General features: G+C 63.0%; 23 protein-coding genes. 17 read left to right on the top strand and 6 right to left on the bottom strand.

Features of this window, described 5'->3' with window-relative positions; genetic code table 11:
- The first annotated feature begins 48 nt into the window (after nucleotides 1–48).
- Nucleotides 49–537, top strand: coding sequence for a hypothetical protein (locus tag LB519_RS29235; RefSeq protein WP_224621774.1), 489 nt, complete (start codon nucleotides 49–51; stop codon nucleotides 535–537).
- An 81-nt stretch (nucleotides 538–618) separates the two neighbouring features.
- Here the strand turns inward: LB519_RS29235 and LB519_RS29230 are convergent, their stop codons facing one another.
- The gene (locus LB519_RS29230; protein WP_013530891.1) at nucleotides 619–1,395 is read right to left on the bottom strand and encodes a VOC family protein; all 777 of its coding nucleotides are present in this window, start codon (nucleotides 1,393–1,395) and stop codon (nucleotides 619–621) included.
- Between the two features lie 166 nt (nucleotides 1,396–1,561).
- On the opposite strand from LB519_RS29230, the gene LB519_RS29225 reads away from it, so the two are divergent.
- The 11 genes from LB519_RS29225 (at nucleotide 1,562) to LB519_RS29175 (ending at nucleotide 13,075) form a co-directional block, all read left to right on the top strand.
- On the top strand, nucleotides 1,562–2,299 hold the full coding sequence (locus tag LB519_RS29225) for a gamma-glutamylcyclotransferase (protein WP_024501513.1): 738 nt from the start codon (nucleotides 1,562–1,564) through the stop codon (nucleotides 2,297–2,299).
- Nucleotides 2,300–2,419: 120 nt separating this feature from the next.
- Nucleotides 2,420–3,784, top strand: a complete 1,365-nt coding sequence (locus LB519_RS29220; protein ID WP_013530893.1) for an NAD(P)-dependent oxidoreductase — start codon at nucleotides 2,420–2,422, stop codon at nucleotides 3,782–3,784.
- 2 nt (nucleotides 3,785–3,786) lie between these two features.
- On the top strand, nucleotides 3,787–5,100 hold the full coding sequence (gene preA, locus LB519_RS29215) for an NAD-dependent dihydropyrimidine dehydrogenase subunit PreA (RefSeq protein ID WP_013530894.1): 1,314 nt from the start codon (nucleotides 3,787–3,789) through the stop codon (nucleotides 5,098–5,100).
- A gap of 109 nt (nucleotides 5,101–5,209) precedes the next feature.
- On the top strand, nucleotides 5,210–5,713 hold the full coding sequence (locus LB519_RS29210; RefSeq protein WP_013530895.1) for an RrF2 family transcriptional regulator: 504 nt from the start codon (nucleotides 5,210–5,212) through the stop codon (nucleotides 5,711–5,713).
- 43 nt (nucleotides 5,714–5,756) lie between these two features.
- Nucleotides 5,757–6,215, top strand: a complete 459-nt coding sequence (locus LB519_RS29205) for a carboxymuconolactone decarboxylase family protein (protein ID WP_024501510.1) — start codon at nucleotides 5,757–5,759, stop codon at nucleotides 6,213–6,215.
- Between the two features lie 72 nt (nucleotides 6,216–6,287).
- Nucleotides 6,288–6,665, top strand: a complete 378-nt coding sequence (locus LB519_RS29200; protein WP_013530897.1) for a DoxX family protein — start codon at nucleotides 6,288–6,290, stop codon at nucleotides 6,663–6,665.
- Between the two features lie 114 nt (nucleotides 6,666–6,779).
- Nucleotides 6,780–7,841 (top strand): glycosyltransferase family 4 protein, encoded by a 1,062-nt coding sequence (locus tag LB519_RS29195; protein ID WP_013530898.1) that lies wholly within the window; start codon nucleotides 6,780–6,782, stop codon nucleotides 7,839–7,841.
- Between the two features lie 50 nt (nucleotides 7,842–7,891).
- On the top strand, nucleotides 7,892–10,054 hold the full coding sequence (locus LB519_RS29190; RefSeq protein ID WP_027160673.1) for an amylo-alpha-1,6-glucosidase: 2,163 nt from the start codon (nucleotides 7,892–7,894) through the stop codon (nucleotides 10,052–10,054).
- A gap of 142 nt (nucleotides 10,055–10,196) precedes the next feature.
- Entirely contained in the window at nucleotides 10,197–11,978 is a 1,782-nt protein-coding gene (locus tag LB519_RS29185) for a trehalose-6-phosphate synthase (RefSeq protein ID WP_224621772.1), read from the top strand.
- Nucleotides 11,975–12,757 (top strand): trehalose-phosphatase, encoded by a 783-nt coding sequence (gene otsB, locus LB519_RS29180; protein ID WP_411909266.1) that lies wholly within the window; start codon nucleotides 11,975–11,977, stop codon nucleotides 12,755–12,757. Before LB519_RS29185 ends, otsB begins: the two co-directional genes overlap by 4 nt.
- Before the next feature lie 60 nt (nucleotides 12,758–12,817).
- Nucleotides 12,818–13,075 carry a hypothetical protein gene (locus LB519_RS29175; RefSeq protein WP_063168507.1) on the top strand — a complete coding sequence of 86 codons (258 nt, stop codon included), beginning with the start codon at nucleotides 12,818–12,820 and terminating at the stop codon, nucleotides 13,073–13,075.
- Between the two features lie 30 nt (nucleotides 13,076–13,105).
- On the opposite strand, the gene LB519_RS29170 is transcribed toward LB519_RS29175, so the two are convergent.
- Nucleotides 13,106–13,828 carry an SDR family oxidoreductase gene (locus LB519_RS29170; RefSeq protein WP_224621770.1) on the bottom strand — a complete coding sequence of 241 codons (723 nt, stop codon included), beginning with the start codon at nucleotides 13,826–13,828 and terminating at the stop codon, nucleotides 13,106–13,108.
- Complete coding sequence (locus LB519_RS29165) at nucleotides 13,828–14,670, bottom strand: SDR family oxidoreductase (RefSeq protein ID WP_224621769.1); 843 nt, start codon at nucleotides 14,668–14,670, stop codon at nucleotides 13,828–13,830. Before LB519_RS29165 ends, LB519_RS29170 begins: the two co-directional genes overlap by 1 nt.
- Before the next feature lie 103 nt (nucleotides 14,671–14,773).
- Between LB519_RS29165 and LB519_RS29160 the strand changes: the two genes are divergently transcribed.
- A complete protein-coding gene (locus LB519_RS29160; protein WP_224621768.1) occupies nucleotides 14,774–15,661 on the top strand; it encodes a helix-turn-helix transcriptional regulator in 888 nt (295 codons plus the stop codon).
- A 200-nt stretch (nucleotides 15,662–15,861) separates the two neighbouring features.
- Here the strand turns inward: LB519_RS29160 and LB519_RS29155 are convergent, their stop codons facing one another.
- Nucleotides 15,862–16,497, bottom strand: coding sequence for a TetR family transcriptional regulator C-terminal domain-containing protein (locus LB519_RS29155; RefSeq protein ID WP_013530906.1), 636 nt, complete (start codon nucleotides 16,495–16,497; stop codon nucleotides 15,862–15,864).
- Nucleotides 16,498–16,723: 226 nt separating this feature from the next.
- On the opposite strand from LB519_RS29155, the gene LB519_RS29150 reads away from it, so the two are divergent.
- Nucleotides 16,724–18,052: an aspartate aminotransferase family protein gene (locus tag LB519_RS29150; RefSeq protein WP_013530907.1), complete on the top strand. Its 1,329-nt coding sequence runs from the start codon at nucleotides 16,724–16,726 to the stop codon at nucleotides 18,050–18,052.
- 75 nt (nucleotides 18,053–18,127) lie between these two features.
- Here LB519_RS29150 and LB519_RS29145 read toward each other — a convergent pair whose 3' ends face one another.
- Nucleotides 18,128–18,766 (bottom strand): TetR/AcrR family transcriptional regulator, encoded by a 639-nt coding sequence (locus LB519_RS29145; RefSeq protein ID WP_013530908.1) that lies wholly within the window; start codon nucleotides 18,764–18,766, stop codon nucleotides 18,128–18,130.
- Between the two features lie 121 nt (nucleotides 18,767–18,887).
- Here LB519_RS29145 and LB519_RS29140 point away from each other — a divergent pair, with 121 nt between their 5' ends.
- The 3 genes from LB519_RS29140 to LB519_RS29130 all read left to right on the top strand — a co-directional run bounded on the left by LB519_RS29140 (nucleotide 18,888) and on the right by LB519_RS29130 (nucleotide 22,032).
- Entirely contained in the window at nucleotides 18,888–20,138 is a 1,251-nt protein-coding gene (locus LB519_RS29140) for a Zn-dependent hydrolase (RefSeq protein ID WP_013530909.1), read from the top strand.
- Nucleotides 20,139–20,201: 63 nt separating this feature from the next.
- A complete protein-coding gene (hydA, locus tag LB519_RS29135) occupies nucleotides 20,202–21,653 on the top strand; it encodes a dihydropyrimidinase (RefSeq protein ID WP_024501503.1) in 1,452 nt (483 codons plus the stop codon).
- A 43-nt stretch (nucleotides 21,654–21,696) separates the two neighbouring features.
- Nucleotides 21,697–22,032, top strand: coding sequence for a hypothetical protein (locus LB519_RS29130; protein ID WP_224621767.1), 336 nt, complete (start codon nucleotides 21,697–21,699; stop codon nucleotides 22,030–22,032).
- A 62-nt stretch (nucleotides 22,033–22,094) separates the two neighbouring features.
- On the opposite strand, the gene LB519_RS29125 is transcribed toward LB519_RS29130, so the two are convergent.
- A complete protein-coding gene (locus tag LB519_RS29125; RefSeq protein ID WP_013530912.1) occupies nucleotides 22,095–22,505 on the bottom strand; it encodes a cupin domain-containing protein in 411 nt (136 codons plus the stop codon).
- Nucleotides 22,506–22,646: the final 141 nt, after the last annotated feature.

Genomic DNA, 22,646 nt, shown 5'->3' with positions numbered 1-22,646 from the left:
TGCGGTTGTATTAGTGCGGCCACTCTAGAAATGTGGGTTCCCTTTGCCATGAAAAAAGTCGCCAGCAGCCTCTTCGCAATTCTTGCAGGCACCAGCTTTGCCATGGCCGAGGACGCCGGCTGTGAGGCCTTCAAGTGGCCCGTGACGCGGGAGCAGACCCTGTTTGCCGCGGCACCGGCAACGCCGTCCGGAGCGGCACTGGCGGTTGGTGCGGCTGCGGATCTGGCGCTGGTGCCGGTAGAGAAAGCCGGTTTTGCGGTAGCGCCCGAACGTGCGCCGGCATCAGACAGTTTCGGGGCCGTCGCCAGCGTGGAGGTGCCATCCGAGGGAGCCATCCAGATAAGTCTCTCGGGGGAGGCCTGGATCGATGTCATCCAGGATGGCCAGGCCATCAAGTCGGCGGGCTACAGTGGCGTGAAAACATGCCCTGGCATCCGCAAGAGCGTGCGCTTCAAGCTTGCGCCCGGCCCGGCCACCGTCCAGTTCAGCGGCGCGAAAAAAGCTGAGTTGAAGGTTGCGGTGCTGGCGCCGGAATGAGGCGGCGCCAGGCAGGGGGAGAGGCCTTCATCGGTGGTCCGATGAAAGCCCGCACTTTGTGTCAGCGGTGTTCGATCGCCGTCAGCGGACTGGCGCCATCAAGGCGAAGTGCGCGCCTTGCGGGTCCTGGCACTGCACGATCCAACTGCCGCCGGGGACCTCCATCGGCCCCATCAGGATCTTGCCGCCATTGTCGGTGACCCGTTTGGCCGCCGCGTCGATGGCCGCAACGTTGAAGTAGAATTGCCAGACCGGCACCGGGATCTGCGCGGGCTTGTTCATGATGCCGCCGCCGGATTCGGGGCCGGCCGTAAAAGTCTGGTACGTGCCCATCGGGCCCATGTCGAAATCGCCGGCGTCGACCCAGCCGAACTGGTCGGAATAGAAATCGAACGCGGCTTTCCAGTCCGACGTGTAAAGCTCGTGCCAGCCGATGTGGCCCGGCGTGCTGGCCGGCACGACAGGCTGGTCGGGACCGTTCGGCTGCAGGAACATGAAGGTCGCGCCTTGCGGGTCGGCGACGACGGCAAAGCGGCCGACGCCCGGAATGTCGTCGGGCTGGCGGTGAACGGTGCCGCCGGCTTTCTCCAGCGATGCAGTTGCGGCATCGACATCCCTGGTGTGGATATAGCCGAGCCAGGCAGGCGGCATGCCCATCTTGGCGGCATCCTCGGGCAAGGTCATCAGGCCGCCGACGCCACGTTCGCCGACATTCATGACGATGTAGCGCGGCATGCCGGGTGCCTTATCGAAGGGCTGCGCCGTCCAGCCGACCACTTGGGTGTAGAACGCCTCGGCGGCGTCGAGATCTGATGTCATCAATTCGTACCAGAAGAAGGGCATCGGGGTTTTTGGCATTTTCGGTCTCCTCACCTTTCATGGATCGATCGTCGTCCATCATAGGACGATCCTCACGACGGAAATCCGACACCGCCCGGACAACAATGGGTGTGTGTGCCAAGCGTTCCCTGATTGCGCATCCAGCGGTTTTCGATTTCTCTGCGGTCATGAGGGGTTGTCGTCCATGCGCTTGATGTCGCTCACGCCCGAGCTTGTCGCACTGTGCCATCGGGAAGAGGCCGATCCCGGTCCGGACCCGAGCTGGACAGACATGAACGACGAGGACTTTCGAACCCTCGCCTTGCGACTGTCCAATGAAGCCGATGAGGGACCGTTATGGGTGTTCGCCTATGGGTCGCTGATCTGGAAGCCGGAATTCGAGTCGGTCGAGCAACAGCTCGCCACGGCCTTCGGCTGGCACCGCTCCTTCTGCCTCGACATGGTGCGCTGGCGCGGCAGCGCCGAGCAGCCTGGGTTGATGATGGCGCTCGAGCGGGGCGGGCGCTGCAACGGCGTGATCTATCGCTTGCCGGAGGGTGAGAAGCCGGCGCAGATCGAAAGGCTGTTGCGGCGCGAGATCAGCGACCATGAAAGCATCGAGACGGTTCGCTGGCTGCCGGTGCATACGCCGCAGGGTAAGCTGCGCGCGCTCGGCTTCTGGGTCGGCGTGAAGGGCAGGGGAACGTCGCTGAACCAGCCGCTGGACAGAGTGGCGAGCGTGCTGGCCAGAGCCTGCGGGCATATCGGATCCGGCGCCGAATATCTCTACAACACGGTCAGCCATCTCGAAGCATTCGGCATCCGCGACCGCAATCTGTGGCGATTGCAGGAATTGGTGGCGCAGGAGGTCAGGGCCATCCATGGCCGCAAGCTTGAGCCTGGCCTTTCGCTCGCACTGCAAGCCCGACCGCAGTCGCAATAATATGAGTAAAAAAATCATATTATTGCCGAGCCTTTTCAGTGACTTGCGCCGAAAATTGACCAATTGATAAAAAAATAAAACGTGCTAGCCTTCCCCAAAAGAAAACATGGGGAACTGACGATGCCAGAAGGCCAATTCAGGGAAGGCATTGCGGGCGGCAGGCTCTCGGCCGACCAGTATGCGGATAATTTTTCCGACCTGCATCCGCCGCTCGATCACCACGAGGCGCTGGTCGAATCCGATCGCTGCTATTTCTGCTACGACGCGCCGTGCATGAATGCATGCCCGACCTCGATCGACATTCCGCTGTTCATCCGCCAGATCTCGACCGGCAATCCGATCGGTTCGGCCAAGACCATCTTCGACCAGAACATATTGGGCGGCATGTGCGCCCGCGTCTGCCCGACCGAGACGCTGTGCGAGGAAGTCTGCGTGCGCGAGGTGGCGGAAGGCAAGCCGGTGCAGATCGGCCGCCTGCAGCGCTACGCCACCGACGTCGCCATGGGCGAGAACAAGCAGTTTTATCCGCGCGCCGAGCCGACCGGCAAGACGGTCGCCGTGGTCGGCGCCGGGCCGGCCGGCCTTGCCGCCGCGCACCGGCTCGCCCGCCACGGCCATGACGTGACCATCCTGGAGGCGCGCGCGAAGGCCGGCGGCCTCAACGAATACGGCATCGCCGCCTACAAGAGCGTCGACGATTTCGCCCAGGCCGAAGTCGACTACGTGACCGCGATCGGCGGTATCGACATCCAGAACGGCAAGGCGCTCGGCCGCGACTATCAGCTGTCGGATCTGATCCGCAATTACGACGCGGTGTTTCTCGGCATGGGCCTTGGCGGTGTCAATGCGCTGCGTGCCGATGGCGAGGACGCTGACGGCGTCATCAACGCGGTCGAGTTCATTGCCGAGCTGCGCCAGGCCAGCGACCTTTCCGGCCTGCCGGTTGGTCGCCGCGTCGTCGTCATCGGTGGCGGCATGACGGCCATCGACGCCGCGGTACAGTCGAAGCTGCTCGGCGCCGAGGAGGTGACGATCTGCTACCGGCGCGGCCAGGAGCACATGAATGCGTCTGAGTTCGAGCAGGATCTGGCCGCTGCCAATGGCGTCAGCATCCGTCACTGGCTGCAGCCGAAGCGGGTGATCGCCGAGAGCGGCAAGGTCACTGCCGTCGAACTCGAATACACCGCCCTCAACGGCGACAGGCTTGCCGGCACCGGCGAGACGCTGACGCTCGTTGCCGACCAGGTGTTCAAGGCGATTGGCCAGAGTTTTGTCCCGGCCGCCCTCAACGGCAGCGGTGCATCGATCGACCTCGAAGCCGGCCGCATCAAGGTGGATTCGGAAGGGCGCACGTCGCTTGCCAAGGTCTGGGCCGGTGGCGACTGCATCTTCGGTGGCGACGACCTGACCGTCTCGGCGGTCGCGCAGGGACGCGACGCTGCGGAGAGCATCAATCGGGCACTGACCTCGAACGGGAGGGCATGAGCATGGCGGATATCAGAAACAATTTCGTCGGCATCAAGTCGCCCAATCCGTTCTGGCTGGCCTCGGCGCCGCCGACCGACAAGGCCTACAACGTCATCCGCGCCTTCAAGGCCGGCTGGGGCGGCGTGGTGTGGAAGACGCTGGGCGAGGAGGGCCCACCGGTGGTCAACGTCAACGGTCCGCGCTACGGCGCGATCTGGGGCGCCGACCGCCGCCTGCTCGGCCTCAACAACATCGAACTGATCACCGACCGCGACCTGCAGGTCAATTTGCGCGAGATCAAGCAGGTCAAGAAGGACTGGCCCGACCGCGCCATCGTCGTCTCGCTGATGGTGCCCTGCGTCGAGGAAGCCTGGAAGGCGATCCTGCCGGTGGTCGAGGAGACCGAAGCCGACGGCATCGAGCTCAATTTCGGCTGTCCGCACGGCATGTCGGAACGCGGCATGGGCGCCGCCGTCGGCCAGGTGCCGGAATATATCGAAATGGTAGTGCGCTGGTGCAAGCAGAACACCCGTATGCCCGTCATCACCAAGCTGACGCCCAACATCACCGATGTGCGCAAGCCCGCGCGCGCAGCACATGCCGGCGGCACCGACGCGGTGTCGCTGATCAACACCATCAATTCGATCACTGGTGTCGATCTCGACAGCTTCGCGCCGCAGCCGACCATCGACGGCAAGGGCTCGCATGGCGGCTATTGCGGGCCGGCGGTAAAGCCGATCGCCATGAACATGGTGGCCGAGATCGCGCGCGATCCGGAAACGCAGGGCCTGCCGATCTCCGGCATCGGCGGCATCACCACCTGGCGTGACGCGGCCGAATTCATGGCGCTCGGCGCCGGCAATGTGCAGGTCTGCACGGCGGCGATGACCTACGGCTTCAAGATCGTGCAGGAGATGATCGCGGGCCTGGAAAACTGGATGGACGAGAAGGGGCACGCCTCGCTCGACGACATCGTCGGCCGCGCCACGCCCAATGTCACCGATTGGCAGTATCTCAACCTGAACTACGTCGCCAAGGCGCATATCGACCAGGATGCCTGCATCAAGTGCGGCCGCTGCCACATCGCCTGCGAGGACACTTCGCACCAGGCGATCACCAGCATGGTCGACGGCGTCAGGCACTTCGAGGTCATCGAGGCCGAGTGTGTCGGCTGCAATCTCTGCGTCAATGTCTGCCCGGTCGAGAACTGCATTACCATGGAGCCGCTGGCAGCCGGTGTGATGGACCAGCGCACCGGCAGGCCGGTATCGCCGGTCTACGCCAACTGGACCACGCACCCGAACAACCCGATGGCCAAGGTGGCTGCGGAGTAGGAACTACCCCCAAGAGAAAATCGGCGCTTTCGAGCGCCGTTTTTCATTTTCCTATTGCAGATATGAATTATCCACGATAGTATGTATCCATGAATAAGGAACCTGTTCGATGAAGCTGGGCGAGGGTGTTGAAGCAGCCATCCATTGCGCCGCCACGCTGGCCAGTGTGGAAGGCAATAGCACCATGCCGGGCGCCGCTCTCGCCGAGGCCTTTGGCCTTTCGCCGAGCTATCTGCTCAAGCATCTCAACATGCTGAGCGCGGCGCGCGTCCTGGAATCGGTGCCCGGGCCTGCCGGTGGCTATCGGCTGGCGCGGCCAGCCGAGCGCATCACGCTGCTCGACATCGTGCTGGCCGTCGAGGGCCGCGAGCCGGCCTTCCGCTGCGGCGAGATCCGCCAGCGCGGTCCGGTGAAGCTCGATGCGTCGGCCTATGTGAAACCCTGCGGCATCAACGCCGCGATGCTGAAGGCCGAACGCGCCTATCGCGCCGCGCTCGCCGAGACCAAGCTGTCCGATATCGTGGCCACCTACGCGGCAGAAGGCGATCCCAGGTCGCTTGCTGCGAGCTGCGCCTTTGTCGAGCGCCACCAGCGGCCGCAGAAATCCAGTTAACCCCAAAACCTCAAAACCCAAGCAGACGTGAAAGGACGAGACGATGAAACAGAGGCTGCAATTTTTCGCCAAGGCGCCGGAGATCATGAAGGCGGTGTCGGCGCTCAACAAGGCGGTGGACGAATGCGGGCTCGAGGTGAGCCTGCTGCACCTGATCAAACTCAGGGCTTCGCAGATCAATGGCTGCTCGTTCTGCGTCGAGATGCACAGCCGCGAGGCCAGGCGCGACGGCGAGACCGAGCAGCGGCTCTATCTGGTTTCAGCCTGGAAGGAATCGCCGCTGTTCTCGGAGCGTGAACGCGCGGCTTTGGCCTGGACCGAAGCCGTCACCCTGATCGCCAACAACGGCGTGCCGGACGAACTTTATGCACGTACGCTGGAGCATTTCTCAGAAGAGGAGCTGGTCAAGCTGTCCGTTGCGCTCGGCATGATCAACACCTGGAACCGGCTGTGCATCCCGTTCCAAGCCATACATCCGATGCCGGCGGCCAAGGCCGCCTGATTGTCCAATCATGTTGGGAGCGCCGTGGAGAGCGCGCTCCCACTGCCTTAAACCTTTAAAGGGGAGAGTTTGATGCCTGCGGATTTGCCTTCGACCTTGTTGTTTCTCGCTCGCTTGCTGCTCGGCGGCGCCTTCGTTTTCGCCGGCCTGCGCAATATCCAGAACGCGGCCTTCCTGACCCAGCTGATGGCCGCGCGCGGTGTGCCGCAGGCGCGGTTGGCACTGTGGACTGGTATCGTGCTTCAGGTCGCCGCCGGTGTGCTGGTCATCGCAGGATTGTGGACGGCACTCGCGGCCACGGTGCTGCTGCTGTTCCTCATCGTCGCCACGCCGATGTTCCACAATTTCTGGGACCATCAGGGTCCGGACCGTGCGTCCCGCATCAATGGCTTCGTCGGGAATGTTGCCCTGAGCGGTGGCTTTCTGACCCTGATCGCGCAATCCGTTTGACGCACAGTTCCATGCCGACTGCGGCCTCTGGTGCCGACGGCTCAACCATAAAATCGGAACCAATCGAGCCGTTGACGCATTTCACACCTGCATGCCCAGCATCCAGGATGAAATATGAAAATCGCCCATGTCGCGCCGCTTTATGAATCGGTGCCGCCAAGGCTCTATGGCGGCACCGAGCGCATCGTCTCGTATCTGACCGAAGCGCTGGTCGATCTGGGTCATGAGGTGACGCTGTTTGCCAGTGGCGACAGCCAGACCTCCGCGAAGCTGGTACCCAGCCGGGAACGCGCGTTGCGCCTCGATCCGCGTCCGCTCAAATCCGAGATCGCGGCGCATCTTTCGATGCTTGCGCAGGTGAGGGAACGGGCGTCGGAGTTCGACGTCATCCACTTCCACCTCAGCCACTTCCTGCATTTTTCCTTCTTTGAGGATATTGCGGAGCGGACGGTGACGACGCCGCATGGCAGGCTGGATTATGTCGACCTGGCGCCGGCCTATGAAAGGTTCCCGCGCTTTCCCCTGATTTCCATTTCGCACAGCCAGAAGGCGGGCCTTGCCAACGCCAACTGGTTGGCGACGATCCATCACGGATTGCCGACTGCTCTCTACGAACCGACGTTCGAGACGGCCGCCGAAGAACCCTACCTTGCCTTCCTCGGCCGGTTCTCACGCGACAAGCGCCCGGATCGCGCCATCGAGATCGCCTTGCGTTCGGGGCTCAAGCTCAAGCTCGCGGCAAAGATCGGCGACGACGATCGCGCCTATTTCCGTGAGGTGGTCGAGCCTTTGATCGATGGCGATCGCGTTGTCTATGTCGGTGAGATCGAGGAAAACCAGAAGGCGGAATTTCTCGGCAAGGCGGCCGGCCTGCTGTTCCCGATCGACTGGCCGGAGCCGTTCGGCCTTGCCGCCATCGAGGCAATGGCCTGCGGCACACCGGTCATCGGCTGGAGTTGCGGTGCGCTGCCGGAGATCATCGATCAAGGCGTCACCGGTTTTATCGCTGACACAATGGATAGCGCGGTCGCTGCGGTGCCGGACTTGCTGCAACTCGACAGGCGAAAGGTGAGGGCCGTTTTCGAAAAGCGGTTCTCCGCCCGAAGAATGGCCGGCGACTATCTGGCCGCCTATGCGGGCCTGATCGGCGTCCCGAGCACGGCGAAGGCGTCTTGAGCAGCGACGTGCTCGAGCCACGGCAACGAAACAACAGGGATCTTTGACGAATGGCCCAACTCGATGAGCGCCAGCTCGATCCTGCGGTTGCGCTTGCATCGCTCGACGCCACCGCCCCTCGCGAGCCGCATCGGTTGTTTGCGCTCAAGCAGGGCGATTGCTTCGCCGTTGCCGACGCCTATGGCGACATACGTGGCGCCGGCGACGGTTTCTTTCGCGACGACACGCGGGTTCTTTCCGAGTTCCGGCTGACCGTCGGCGGCAGGCAGACATCTCTGCTCGGCGCCTCGCTCAGCCAGGACAATGTGCTGTTCACCACCAATTTGACCAATCTGCCGATACAGAGCGCCGGTGGACGCGACATCCCGCAGGGAGCCATTCACATCGAACGCGTCAGACTGCTTTGGCAGGACAGGCTGTTTGAACGCATCACCCTTTCCAATTACAGCCGGGAACACTCGACGATCAGCGTTTCCCTGCACTATTCCGCCGATTTCCGCGACATGTTCGAAGTGCGTGGCTCGACACGGCCGAAGCGCGGGCTGGCCCATGCCGCCGAAACAAACGCGACGTCGGTCCTGCTGCGCTATGATGGGCTCGATGGCCTGGCCCGCCTCTCGGCGATATCGTTCTCGCAGGCGCCGGACCAACTGAGTGCCAACCGTGCCGATTTCCTGATCGCCGTGACCAAGCGTAGCAGGAAGGTGCTTTATGTCGAGGTCGGTCCCGAGGTGGCCGACAAGCCCGACCGCGACCGGTTCCGCGCCGCTGCCGCCCGCGCCCGCTTTGGCATGCGGGCCAAACGTCGCCATGGCGCGACGGTGCGCAGCTCGGGCCGTGTCTTCAACGACTGGGTCGAGCGCGCCCGCGCCGATGTCGCGCTGCTGACCACCGAGCTGGCGACCGGCCCCTATCCCTATGCCGGCATCCCCTGGTTCTCGACGGCGTTCGGCCGCGACGGCGTCATCTCGGCACTGCAGATGCTGTGGCTCAATCCGGGATTGGCGCGGGGCGTGTTGGCCTTTCTGGCCCAGCATCAGGCGACCGAGACATCGCCGTTCAGCGATTCGCAGCCGGGCAAAATCATGCACGAGACCCGCAAGGGCGAAATGGTGGCGCTGCGGGAGCTTCCCTTTGGCCGCTACTACGGTGGCGTCGATACGACACCGCTCTACATCTATCTTGCCTGTGCCTACGCCGATCGTACCGGTGACATGGCGTTCATCGACGGCCTGTGGCCGTCGCTGTGCGCCGCGGCCGAATGGACGGAGGAGGCGGGCCGGGAGACCGGATTCGTGACTTACCAGCGAGCGGCGGAGTCCGGCCTCGCCAACCAGGGATGGAAGGACAGTTTCGATTCGGTCTTCCATGCCGATGGCCGCATTCCCAAGGGCCCGATCGCCCTTGTCGAAGTGCAGGGCTACGTCTTTGCCGCCTTCCGGGGGCTGGCGGCACTTGCCCGTCGCCGGGGCGAGAACGACAGGGCCGACCACTGGGATGATCGCGCCGAAGCGATGCGGGTTGCCGTGGAACGGGATTTCTGGCTTGACGATCTCGGCTTCTATGCGCTGGCAATCGACGGTGCCGGCGAGCCCTGCAAGGTGCGGACCTCGAATGCGGGGCATCTGCTCTTTGTCGGATTGCCTGAGCCTGCGCGGGCCCAGATGGTGGCTGACCAGCTGCTTTCCGCCTCCTTCCATTCGGGCTGGGGACTGCGGACGCTCGCCGACGATGCCGTGTTCTTCAATCCGATGTCGTACCACAATGGCTCGATCTGGCCGCACGATACCGCCCTTTGCGGTGCCGGGCTGGCGCGCTATGGCGAGCGCGAAAGCGTGGTTCGCCTGATGAGCGGCACGTTCGAATCCGCGGTCCATTTCAACATGCGGCTGCCCGAACTGTTCTGCGGTTTTACACGTGCGCCGGGCGAAGCACCCATCGCCTATCCCGTCGCCTGCCTGCCGCAAGCGTGGTCGGCGGGCTCCGCTTTCATGTTGATGCAGGCCTGTCTTGGCCTGGAGATCGACGGCTGGGAGGGTGAGATTCGCGTTGGCCGCCCCAGGCTGCCGATCGGCATCGACACGCTGACACTGCGGCACCTGGGCGTCGGCGACCGGGTCGTCGATCTCACCTTCCAGCGCGTCGGCGACCGGGTTGTCGCTTTCCTGGCCGACCGCCATGAAGGGCTGGTGCCGCTCATAGTAAGAACATGATCCGAACAAAATTGGCGGAACCGATCCAGGCCTTGTGCGTTGCAAAAACACTGGTCCGAACGCCGACCACGTGGCCGGCGGACCGTTTCAAACGGGAAACACGAACAAACGGTCGCCGACGGCCGGGGTGAGTTGACGTTCAATGACAAACTACGGTGCGGACCTGCTCTGGGTTCTGATTTTCGCGAGCCTCGGTTTTTCCGCTCTTGCCGTATTCCTCTCCATATCGCGGCACCGTCGCCGTCATCCTCCTGCCGTCCCACATACGGCAGGCGAAGATGTGGCGGCGGAGGCCGCGCGCAAGGTGATACGGGAGTTCGAAAAGAACGGCCAATCGGCCGATGCCGCGCTGGTGACCTGGTCGCCCGAAACATTGCGCAAGATCCTGGCCGACGATCTGCCCGATGCGCAGGTTATCGTGGTGTCCAATCGCGAGCCGTACATCCACAATGTGAAGGACGACGGCGTCGAGTTGCTCGTCCCGGCCAGCGGGCTGGTGTCGGCGCTCGAGCCCATTACCCGCGCCTGTGCGGGCACCTGGATCGCCTATGGTGGCGGAACGGCGGACCGCCTTACCGTCGACGACCACGATCGCGTGCAGGTGCCGCCTGGCAACCCGTCCTACACGTTGCGCCGGGTCTGGCTGACGGAGGAAGAGCATCAGGGTTATTATCTCGGTTTCGCCAATGAGGGCCTTTGGCCGCTTTGCCATATCGCCTTCACCCGGCCGATTTTTCGTGCCTCCGACTGGGCTGCCTATGAAGCCGTCAACCGGAAGTTTGCCGATACGGTGGTTGCCGAGGCGCGCAACGAGCGGCCGATCGTGCTGGTCCAGGATTACCATTTCGCGCTGCTGCCGCGCATGATCCGCGAGCGCTTGCCGGAGGCGATCGTCATCACTTTCTGGCACATCCCGTGGCCAAATTCGGAAGTGTACAGCATCTGCCCATGGCGTGAACGCATCCTCGAAGGCCTGCTCGGCAGCTCGATCATCGGCTTCCACACCCAGTTCCATGCCAACAATTTCACCGAAAGCGTCGATCGCTTCCTGGAAAGCCGCATCGAGCGGGCCGATGCGGCCATCTCCTACGGCGGACGGACCACATTGGTGCACGCCTATCCGATCTCGATAGAATGGCCGGCGGACCTGCTGGCGAAACTTCCCGCTGTCGACGATTGCCGCGCTCGCATGCGCGAGAGGTTCGGCCTTAAAGCGGATGTGAAGCTGGCCGTCGGGGTCGAGCGCCTCGATTATACCAAGGGCATTCTCGATCGGTTTCACGCTTTGAACGAATTGTTCAAGCGACAGCCTGAGTGGATCGGAAAACTGGTCTTCCTGCAGATCGCGGCACCCAGCCGCGGCACGCTGCCCGCCTACAAGCTGCTCCATGACGAGTGCCACCGTTATGCCGAAGAGCTCAACCGGCGTTATGGCAGCGAGGGCTACAGGCCGGTGATCATGGTGGCCGAACATCACTCGCAAGAACAGGTCTACGAGATCTATCGGGCCGCCGACATATGCATGGTCACCAGCCTGCATGACGGCATGAACCTCGTCGCAAAGGAATTCGTCGCCGCGCGCGACGACGAGCAGGGCGTTTTGATGCTCAGCACATTCGCCGGCGCCTCGCGCGAATTGCTGGAGGCGCTTATCGTCAACCCTTACGATGCCGCCATGATGAGCGGAGCGCTGTTGCAGGCACTGACCATGTCGCCCGAAGAACAGCGCGAGCGCATGCGCCCCATGCGCGAGACAATCCGCAACAACAATGTCTATCGCTGGGCCGGCAGCATGCTTCTGGATGCGGCGCGTTTGCGCAAGCGCGGGGACCTCGATCGGGTGACCGGTGCCGTCAGGGACCCGCCGCCCAGCGTCGACAATGTCGTCTCCATTTTTGAGCGCAGACGGGTGGCGATGTCATGAGCGATGCGCTGCAAAATATTGTTGGCGAGACCCCGCACAAGCCGCAGGCCGTCATGGAGAAACCGCACACTGTGCTGACCGGCGAATGGGCGTTGTTCCTCGACATCGACGGCACCCTGCTGGAACATGCCGAACACCCGGACGCCGTCTCGGTCAGCGACGAGCTCCGCTCCTTGCTGCAAGGCCTGGATCGCAAGCTGAACGGGGCATTGGCCTTCGTAACAGGCCGTTCCGTCGCGGCTGTCGATCATCTGTTCCAGCCTTTGAAGCTGCGCGCCGCCGGGCTCTATGGCCTGGAACATCGGCTCCTACCGAACGACGACGTCGAAGTCGCGGATGAGCCGGCGGATATTTCTGCGCTTGCCGACGAGATCGAGGCCGAGCTAGGTCGTGGCGCCTATATCGAGCGCAAAGGACGGGTGCTGGCCATCCACACGCGCGCCGCCCCGCATCTGCTTCCGCGCGCGACGCAGCTTGTCGAGCAGGCGCTGGCCACGCTGCCAAAGGGCTACCGGGTGGTTCCCGGCAATGCCGGTGTGGAACTGCTGCCGCTCGAGGCCGCCAAGGGCGCCGCGATCCGGCGTTTCATGGAAATTGCGCCATTCACGGGCCGTCGCCCGGTCTTCCTGGGCGACGACACGTCGGATGAAAACGGTTTTGAGGCCGTCAATGATGCCGGCGGCATATCGATACGCGTCAAACCACCAGCGCACACCGCAGCGCGGTACGGGCTTGCCGACGTTGTCGAGACGCTGGCCTGGCTGAGAGGTCAACTTTAGATCCAGCCGACGCAACCGCGATCGCGCCTCCTGGAAAGGGCAAGGAAAGGAACGGTTTCGATGGGACGCTTTGCACAATTGGTCCGAGAGATCACCCCGAACTGGCTGCACTCTCGCTCCTCCCGCCATGACATTGCCGACGTTTCACCGTCCGACGCGGATTTCAGCTGGCAAGAGGCGATCGACAACAAGATGTATGGGGCTGATACGCCTGATTATTCCTATGTTCCGGAAAAGACCGCTTCAGATGCGGTGAGACCGGGCGGTGACAGCCCCGGCGAAAAGAGCGTGCGGGGTGATCCAAAGAGAGCCAATTGAGGGTGAAAGCCTGTCGGCGCCCGATGAACGCTAGGCCGCAAATCGCAGTCCGCCGTCGCAGGTCAGCACCTGACCGGTCATGAAGCCGTTGGAGACGAGGAAGGCTATTGCCGCGGCGACGTCTTCGGCGCGACCGATGCGGCCGACCGGGGTCCTGCCGGCATAGTCGGCAAACAGCGCCTGCCTCTGCTCTTCGGCCAGAAAGTCCCACCAGGGCGTGTCGATGACGCCTGGCGCCACGACATTGACGCGCAGCGGTTTCAACTCCATCGCCAGGATCGGCACCACGGTCAACAGCATGCCGTTGATGGCGGCGATACCGGCGACGCCGGGCGTTGCGAGCTGCGCCGACACCGCCGAGATGAAGGTGACCGATCCGGCCTTGTTGAGTGTCGGCAAGGCGGCCTGCAGGCAGGACAGCTGCGGGCGGACCTTTTCCTCCACGCCACTGCCGATGTCACTCAGGTCAAGCGCCGGGAACGGGCCGAGGCCCTTGCCGCCGCTGGCCGCCAGCACCAGATGGTCGAATGGACCAAGGCGCTCGAAGAACCGGGTGACTTCATCCGGCTTCGAGGCGTCGAATGCAGCCTTCCCGGCAGCGCCGCCAAGACTCTTCCAAGCGCTCTTCAGTTTCTCCTCGTTGCGCCCGGTGATGGTCACCTTCATGTCCGGGCCAAGCAGTTTGCGCGCCGTCGCCAGCCCGATGCCGGACGAGCCGCCGATGATGACGGTGTGTTGGATTGCCTTGGTCATCAATGCTGTTCCTTCGATGTGGGGGAGGCCGGGCCGATGAGATCGAGGCTCAAGCTTCTCAGCTGTTGCCTTGCCTTGGCGTCGTAGGCCTGAGCATCGGCGCGGGATTCCCGCAGGCCGTCGAAATAGAGGCCGCTTTTTCCGTTGAGCGCGGGTGAGGTTGCGAGGTTGAGGATGGCGTCGGCACCGGTCTCGACCGAACTCCACGGCGTCACCCCGGCCTGCCGGACCATGGTTGTGTTCATGTAGCTCGCCGGATGCAATGCGTTGACGGTGACGCCGGTGCCTTTCAACTGTTCGGCCAAATCGACGGTGAACAGGATCTGCGCCAGCTTGCTCTGGCAATAAGCGCGCACCCCGTCATAGGAGCGGGTCAGCATGACATCGCTGAAGTCGATCGCCTGCTGCCCCGCAGAGGCGACATTGACGATGCGCGCCGGCGCACTGGCCTTCAGCAATGGCAGGAGCTCCGATGTCAGCAGGAAACCGGCGAGATAGTTGACCGCGAAGCGCAGTTCATAGCCGTCGGCACTCACCTGCCTTTTGGCACCTTGGCCCGCTGTGCCGATGCCGGCATTGTTGATGAGGATGTCCAGCCGGTTCGTCCGGGCGCGCACCGCCTCGGCGAGGTGGCGCACCTCGGCCAGCGAAGAGAGGTCGGCGACCAGAAGCTCGGCCTTGCCGCCGGCGGCTTCGATCTCGGTGACAACAGCCTTGCCGCGCGTTGCATCGCGGCCGTGCACCAGCACACGGGCGCCCGCGGCGCCGAGCCGTTGCGCGACAACGCGGCCGACGCCGTCTGTCGAGCCGGTGATGAGGATCGTCTTGTCTTTGGGTTCCATGTTCAGAGCCTCCGTTCTGTTGCTCTGAACGGAAGATGGGGCAGTTGGCGCTGGCCAAACAGTTCAAACTTTATCCTGGTATCAATACTGCTATAATACGCGCATGGAGTCCCAACCTCACGCGGCCCCCACACGTTCGGCTGAAGACAGCCGCCGGCGCGAACTCGGCGCCTTCCTGCGCTCGCGCCGCGAAAGGCTGACGCCATCGGCCGCAGGCATCACCACCGGTCTCAGGCGACGTACGCCGGGCTTGCGCCGCGAGGAGGTGGCGATGATCGCCGGTGTCGGCACGACCTGGTACACATGGCTGGAGCAGGGGCGGGAGGTCAGGCCCTCGGTCGAGGTGCTGACGGCGCTCGCCGAAGCACTGCGCCTCGACGCCGCCGAAAAACAGCATCTGTTCATCCTTGCCGACCGCCAGCAGCCGGAGCGCCGTGCCGTAGCGCCGGAAAAGGTCGATGGCCCGTTGCTGCACATGCTGCAGAGCCTGGTGCTGCAGCCGGCCTATGTCGTCGGGCGGCGCTGGGACGTGCTGGCCTGGAACCCGGCGGCGGTGGCGGTGTTCGGCGATTATGGCCTGCTGGAGGGTGACGCCCGCAACATCGTCCACATGGTGTTCACGAGCCCGCATCACCGGCACCTGCTGGTCGACTGGGAGCAACTGGCGCACACCGTGCTGGCCTCGTTCCGGGCCGCGAGCGCCCGCTATGTCGGCGATCCGGATTTCGAGCGGCTGATCGAGTTGATGACGCGTTCGAGCCCCGAATTTCGTGCCTGGTGGCCGCAGCGCGACGTCGCGCATCGGTTGTCGGGGGTGAAACATGTCCGGCACCCGAGCGCGGGCGCCATGACCTTCGAGCATATGAGCCTGTCGATCGGCGACGGCTCGGACATGAAGCTGATCGTCTACACGCCGTTAGCCGAGCAGAATTCGATCGCCAAGCTGCAGGCATTGCTGGACGCGCTGCCGGCCGAGCGGCGCAGCGCCTGAGGTTGGCTGGCGTCCCCCTCGGCTTCGTCATCCACGGGCGAAGCGGACGCGGAGACCCGAGGATCCATGCCGGGACGTTTGCCGAAGAGTACTACGGAGCAGAATTTGGACCTTTGCGGCGCGTTGAAGTCGCGGCATGGATTCTAGGGTCTGCGCCGCGTCGCTTCGCTCCTTGCTTCGCCCTAGAATGACGAAACCATTTAGCCCTTCGGCTTCAGCCCATCGAGGAACAACTGCTCGAGAAATCTTGCCGCATCCTCGAAGCGGCCGTCGCCGCCGCGGTTCGGTCCGAGCACGGCGCGGACCTGGACGTCGAAATCGGCATAATGCTGCGTCGTCGCCCAGATCGAGAAGATCAGGTGCCAAGGGTCGGTCTTGGCGATCTTGCCGGCGCGCATCCAGCCCTTGATGACGGCGGCCTTCTCGTCGACCAGCGTTTTCAGTTCGCCCGCCAGCAGCGGCATGATGCGCGGCGCGCCTTGCAGGATCTCGTTGGCGAACAGCCGGCTCTCGCGCGGAAAATCGCGCGCCATCTCCAGCTTGCGCCTGATGTAGCTGCGCAGTTCGGTTAGGGGATCGCCAATGTCGTCGAGTTCGCGCAGTGGCGCCAGCCAGGTGTCGAGCAGGCGCTGCATCAGCGTTTCGTGGATGTCTTCCTTGCGCCGGAAATAATAGAGCAGGTTCGGTTTCGACATGCCGGCGGCTTCGGCGATCTGGTCGATGGTCGAGCCGCGAAAGCCGTTGGTGGAGAAGACCTCAAGCGCCGCCTCCAGGATGAGTTCGCGCTTTTCCTGCTGGATGCGGGTGCGGCGAGGGGCATCCGTGCCGATGGTCACCGTTGCAAGCCCTCGTGTTGAGGCTCATCTGGACCAATTCTCTGGACCAGTTTTTCCCTAGCCTGTGGAACGCACTTCAGGTGCCGCATTTCCGCTAGTAATCCTTGACCGCCTAAAGGGCGGTGCTAACGTTTGTCCAATCGGTCAAAAATTTGCGTAGCATGAAAACGCGGCAAAGACCAAGCGTTGGGCGCAGCGAAACAGTTTACAAGGGGAAGTCCTGGTCATGTCCAACCGGCTGAAAGTCACGCCGAACGATCTCAGTGCATTCTGGATGCCGTTCACGGCAAACCGGCAGTTCAAGCAGGCGCCGCGCATGATGGTGTCCGCCAAGGACATGCATTACACAACCAGCGACGGCCGCAAGGTGCTCGACGGCACCGCCGGCCTGTGGTGCGTCAATGCCGGCCACTGCCGTCCGAAGATCACCGAGGCGATCCAGCACCAGGCTGCCGAACTCGATTATGCGCCGGCCTTCCAGATGGGCCATCCGATCGTGTTCGAACTGGCCAACCGCCTGGTCGACCTGGCGCCCAAGGGCATGGACCATGTCTTCTTCACCAATTCCGGCTCGGAATCGGTCGAGACCGCGCTCAAAATGGCGATCGCCTATCACCGTGTGAAGGGCGAGGGCTCGCGCACCCGGTTGATCGGCCGCGAGCGCGGCTATCACGGCGTCAATTTCGGCGGCATTTCGGTCGGCGGCATCGTCACCAACCGCAAGATGTTCGGCACGCTGCTCGGCGGCGTCGACCATATGCCGCACACGCATCTGCCGGAAAAGAACGCCTTCACCAAGGGTGTGCCGGAGTATGGCGCGGAACTCGCCAACGAGCTGGAGCGTATCGTCGCCCTGCACGACGCTTCGACCATCGCCGCCGTCATCGTCGAGCCGGTCGCCGGCTCCACCGGCGTCATCCTGCCGCCGAAGGGTTATCTGGAGAAGCTGCGCGAGATCTGCACCAAGCACGGCATCCTGTTGATCTTCGATGAGGTCATCACCGGTTTCGGCCGTCTCGGCACACCGTTCGCCGCCGACTATTTCGGTGTCACGCCCGACATCATGACCACCGCCAAGGGCGTCTCCAACGGCGTCATCCCGATGGGCGCGGTGTTTGTGAAGAAGGAGATCCACGACGCCTTCATGACCGGCCCCGAGCACATGATCGAGTTCTTCCACGGCTACACCTATTCGGGCAACCCGATCGCCTGCGCGGCCGCACTCGGCACGCTTGACACCTACAAGGAAGAGGGCCTGCTGACCCGTGGCGAGGAGCTGGCGCCGTACTGGGAAGACGCGCTGCATTCGCTGAAAGGCGAGCCGAACGTCATCGATATCAGGAACATCGGCCTGATCGGTGCGATCGAGCTGGCGCCGATCGCCGGCCAGCCGACCAAACGGGCCTTCTCGGCCTTCGTCAAGGCGTTCGAGCGCGGCGCGCTGATCCGCACCACCGGCGACATCATCGCGCTCTCGCCGCCGCTGATCATCACCAAGGGCCAGATCAACGAATTGATCGACCATGTTCGCGATGTGCTGAGGTCAATCGATTGACGGACTGACGCGGTCGGTTGAGGTCGGCGCGGCAGCGCGCCGACCTGACCTTTGGCTTGCAACGAACCATTACAGTCAGGCGGGCAACGCACCGATCCCGGTCAGGATCACCCGCTTGATATTTTCCTTGGCTTCCCGCCATTGCCGGTCGGACAGAGGTTTTCCGCCATTGAGTGTCTCGATCTGATGGCCGAAATCGGCGTAGTGCTGGGTCGTGGCCCAAAGCATATAGAGCAGATGGCGCGGATCCACCGGGTCCATCTTGGCTTCCTCGATCCAGCGCCTGATGATCTCGACGCGGCCGTCGGTCCATTCGCGCAGCGTCGATTCCATATAGTCCTGAAGCACCGGCGCCCCGTGCATCACTTCGGAGGCCCAGACCTTCGAGCCGTCCGGATGGCGGCGTGATATTTCCATCTTGGCGTCGATATAGGCACTGATGCCGTCTATGGGCCCGCGCGCCGCGTCGAAGCAATTGGCCGCCTGTAGCCAGATTTCAAAGATGTTTTGAACGACCGACCGGTAAAGCTCTTCCTTGGTGGCGAAATAGTAGTGGAGATTTGCCTTCGGCAATCCCGCCAGATCCGCAATCAACTGCATCGTGGCGCCGCCAAACCCTGCCTCCGCAAACACCTTCTCTGCAGCGACGAGAATGGTTTTTTCATTCTCTCGGCGGATCTCCTGTCGCCGCATGGGGCGGGTGGGTTCTGCCATGTCTACCCCAAGATTCTAGTTGACCGCTTGGTCAGGTTGTGTAGTTTAAAAGCTGACCATACGGTCAAGCTGTAAATCACTCAAGGGGCGACAAGACCCCTGGTGTAGATGGGAACTCGAGATGGCCGCACCCGGCGAGAATCTGCGAATCAATTCAGACCGTTTGTGGGATTCCATCATGGAGATGGCGAAGATTGGCCCCGGCATTGCCGGCGGCAACAATCGCCAGACCGTGACCGACGAAGACGGCGAAGGGCGGCATCTGTTCAAGCGCTGGTGCGATGCGGCCGGGCTCGAAATGGGCGTCGATGAAATGGGCACGATGTTTGCCCGCCGCGAAGGCACCGATCCCAGCCTGCCGCCGGTCTATGTCGGCAGCCATCTCGATACGCAGCCGACCGGCGGCAAGTATGACGGCGTGCTCGGCGTACTGGGCGGGCTTGAAGTGGTGCGCTCGCTCAACGATCTCGGCATCAAGACCAAACATCCGATCGTCGTCACCAACTGGACGAACGAGGAGGGCTCGCGCTTTGCGCCGGCTATGATGGCGTCCGGCGTGTTCGCCGGCGTGCTCGACCAGGCCGATGTGTACGGGCATGTCGACAAGCAGGGCAAGAAATTCGGCGAGGAACTGGAGCGCATCGGCTGGAAAGGCCCCGAGAAGGTCGGCGACCGCAAGATCCATGCCTTCTTCGAACTGCATATCGAACAGGGTCCGATTCTCGAGGACGAAGATATCGACATCGGTGTCGTTACCCATGGCCAGGGCCTTAAATGGCTGCAGGTGACGCTGACCGGCAAGGAAGCCCATACCGGCTCGACGCCGATGCCCAAGCGCCGCAATGCCGGGCTCGGCATGGCGCGGGTGATCGAACTGGTGCACGAGATCGCCATGGACTACCAGCCCGATGCCGTCGGCGCGGTCGGCCACATGGAGGTCTATCCCAATTCGCGCAACATCATCGCCGGGCGCACCGTCTTCACCGTCGATATCCGCTCGCCGGAAAAGGAAGTGCTGGACGCGATGGATGGCCGCATCCGCGAAGGCATCGACACGATCTGCGATGCACTCGACATCCGCTACGAGATCGAACAGGTCGGCGCTTTCGATCCGGTGACTTTCGATGCCGGCTGCGTCAAGGCGATCCGCGATGCCGCCGACCGCCTTGGCTATTCCCATCGCAACATCGTTTCCGGTGCCGGCCACGACGCCTGCTGGATTAACCGTGTCGCGCCCACCGCGATGGTGATGTGCCCTTGCGTCGATGGCCTCAGCCACAACGAGGCCGAAGAGATCACCAAGGAATGGGCTTCGGCGGGTGCCGATGTCTTGTTCCACGCGGTGGTGGAGACGGCTGTCATCGTGGAGTGAGCTTAGAATCCACCTTCCAAACGACGCTCGTAAAGAAGCGCGAAGAGAACAAGGGAACAGTCAATGACCAAAGTCATCCGAAACGGCACCATCGTCACCGCCGACCGCACCTGGAAGGCCGATGTGCTGATGCAGCACGGCAAGATCGTCGCCATCGGTTCGGGCCTGCATGGCGACCATGAGTTCGACGCCACCGGCTGCTACGTCATGCCGGGCGGCATCGACCCGCACACCCATCTCGAAATGCCGTTCATGGGCACCTATTCGGCCGATGATTTCGAATCCGGCACGCGCGCGGCGCTCTCCGGCGGCACGACGATGGTGGTCGATTTCTGCCTGCCGGCGCCGCAGCAGTCGCTGCTCGAAGCCTTGCAGATGTGGGACAACAAGACCTCGAAGGCGTCGTGCGATTACTCCTTCCACATGGCGATCACCTGGTGGGGCAAGCAGGTGTTCGACGAGATGGCCACGGTCGTCGACAAGGGCATCACCTCGTTCAAGCATTTCATGGCCTACAAGGGAGCGCTGATGGTCGACGACGACGAGATGTATGCGTCGTTCCAGCGCTGCGCCGATCTCGGCGCGCTTCCGCTCGTTCATGCCGAGAATGGCGACGTGGTGGCGGCACTGTCGCAGAAGCTGCTGGCTGCCGGCAACAACGGCCCCGAGGGCCACGCCTATTCACGGCCGCCCGAAGTGGAAGGCGAGGCGACCAACCGCGCCATCATGATCGCCGACATGGCCGGCGTGCCGCTCTATGTCGTGCATGTCTCCTGCGAGCAGAGCCACGAGGCGATCCGCCGGGCGCGCCAGAAGGGCATGCGGGTGTTCGGCGAGCCGCTGATCCAGCACCTGACGCTGGACGAGAGCGAGTATTTCGACAAGGACTGGGACCATGCGGCACGCCGCGTGATGAGCCCGCCCTTCCGCAACAAATCGCACCAGGACTCGCTGTGGGCCGGCCTGCAGGCGGGTTCGCTGCAGGTGGTGGCGACCGATCATTGCGCTTTCACCACCAAACAGAAGCGCAACGGCGTCGGCGATTTCACCAAGATCCCGAACGGCACCGGCGGGCTTGAAGACCGCATGCCGGTGCTGTGGACCACAGGCGTCAACACCGGCCGGCTGACGATGAACGAGTTCGTCGCGGTGACCTCGACCAACATCGCCAAGATCCTCAACATGTATCCGAAGAAGGGCGCAATCGTAGAGGGCGCCGACGCCGACATCGTCGTCTGGGATCCCAAGCGCAAGAAGACAATTTCGTCCAAGAAGCAGCAATCGGTGATCGACTACAATGTCTTCGAGGGTTTCGAGGTGACCGGCCTGCCGCGGTTCGTGTTCTCGCGTGGCGAACTGTCGATCCAGGAGTCCGAGGTCAAGGCCAAGCCCGGCCATGGTGAATTCGTCGGCCGCGAGCCGAATGCGGCCGTCAACCGGGCGCTGTCGACGTGGAAGGAAATCTCCGCGCCGCGCAAGGTGGAACGCACCGGCATCCCGGCGACCGGGGTTTGAGGTGCGGCGCGGGGGACTTCTTTTCGCGGCAGTTTTGGTTCTGGTGGCCAGCCAAGTGTCGGCGGCCAGCATCGACCTAGCCAAACCTTATGGCAACAAGTCCGGCTGCATCAACAAGAACGGCCAGGAAGTCTACGCCGAGGACATGCTGCTTCTAACCAACACCGACTTCATCACGGCGACGAGCGCTTGCACCTTCACCGGCAATAGGGTCCAGGCCGACGGCTCGCTTGTGGTGAAGGCGGAGTGCGAGGCCGAAGGCGAAGAGGGCAAGTCGCCCGCCACCTTCATCATCAAGCACAGCACCAAGAACGCCAAGAAACTGGTGGTCGCGGATGCGGACGGCACCGTCTATGGGGAAGTGTCTCGGTGCCGATGATTGCCGAAGCTGGCGGGCGCAAACCTCTAGCAATTGGCCGACGGGCGCCTAGCCCGGCGAAGTCAGCTTCCGGCGACCAGCGCATCCAGTTCCGGCAGCAGGACGACGCTCTCCTGTTCGTTGGGATCGGTGCGCGCAATGACGGCAGAGGACGGGGCGCCGCTCAGGTTGGCCGGCAGATGCGGCACGCCGGCGGGGATGTAGAAGAGATCACCGGCCTTGACGACGATATGATGCTCGAGCCGGTCGCCATACCAGGTGTGAACTTCGCCGGAGAGCACATAGATCGCCGTCTCGTGGCTCTCGTGCATATGCGCCTTGGCGCGGGCGCCGGGCGGCATGGTGAGCATGTGCATGCAGATGCCGGACGCACCGACGGTCTCGGCGGCAATGCCGGCGAAATAGGTCAGCCCCTGCTTGCCTTCATAAGTGCTTTCAGGGCGGATAAGATGACAAGTGGGTTTGGGCGACATCGGGGAAACTCCGGGCGTCGATCGCGTGGGACAAGGTCAGAGGGACAGGGCCAAATGGGACAGGGCAAGTGGAAAACAACATCGCGATAAAAGCAATCGGATTCCAGCCGCCGCAGGAACGGAAACAGGCAGGCGGCAGCC

Source organism: Mesorhizobium sp. AD1-1 (assembly GCF_020164655.1).
GTDB classification, from domain to species: domain Bacteria; phylum Pseudomonadota; class Alphaproteobacteria; order Rhizobiales; family Rhizobiaceae; genus Mesorhizobium; species Mesorhizobium ciceri.
The sequence above is the reverse complement of the archived record's forward strand: the minus strand, read 5'-3'. Positions and strand labels throughout refer to the sequence as shown.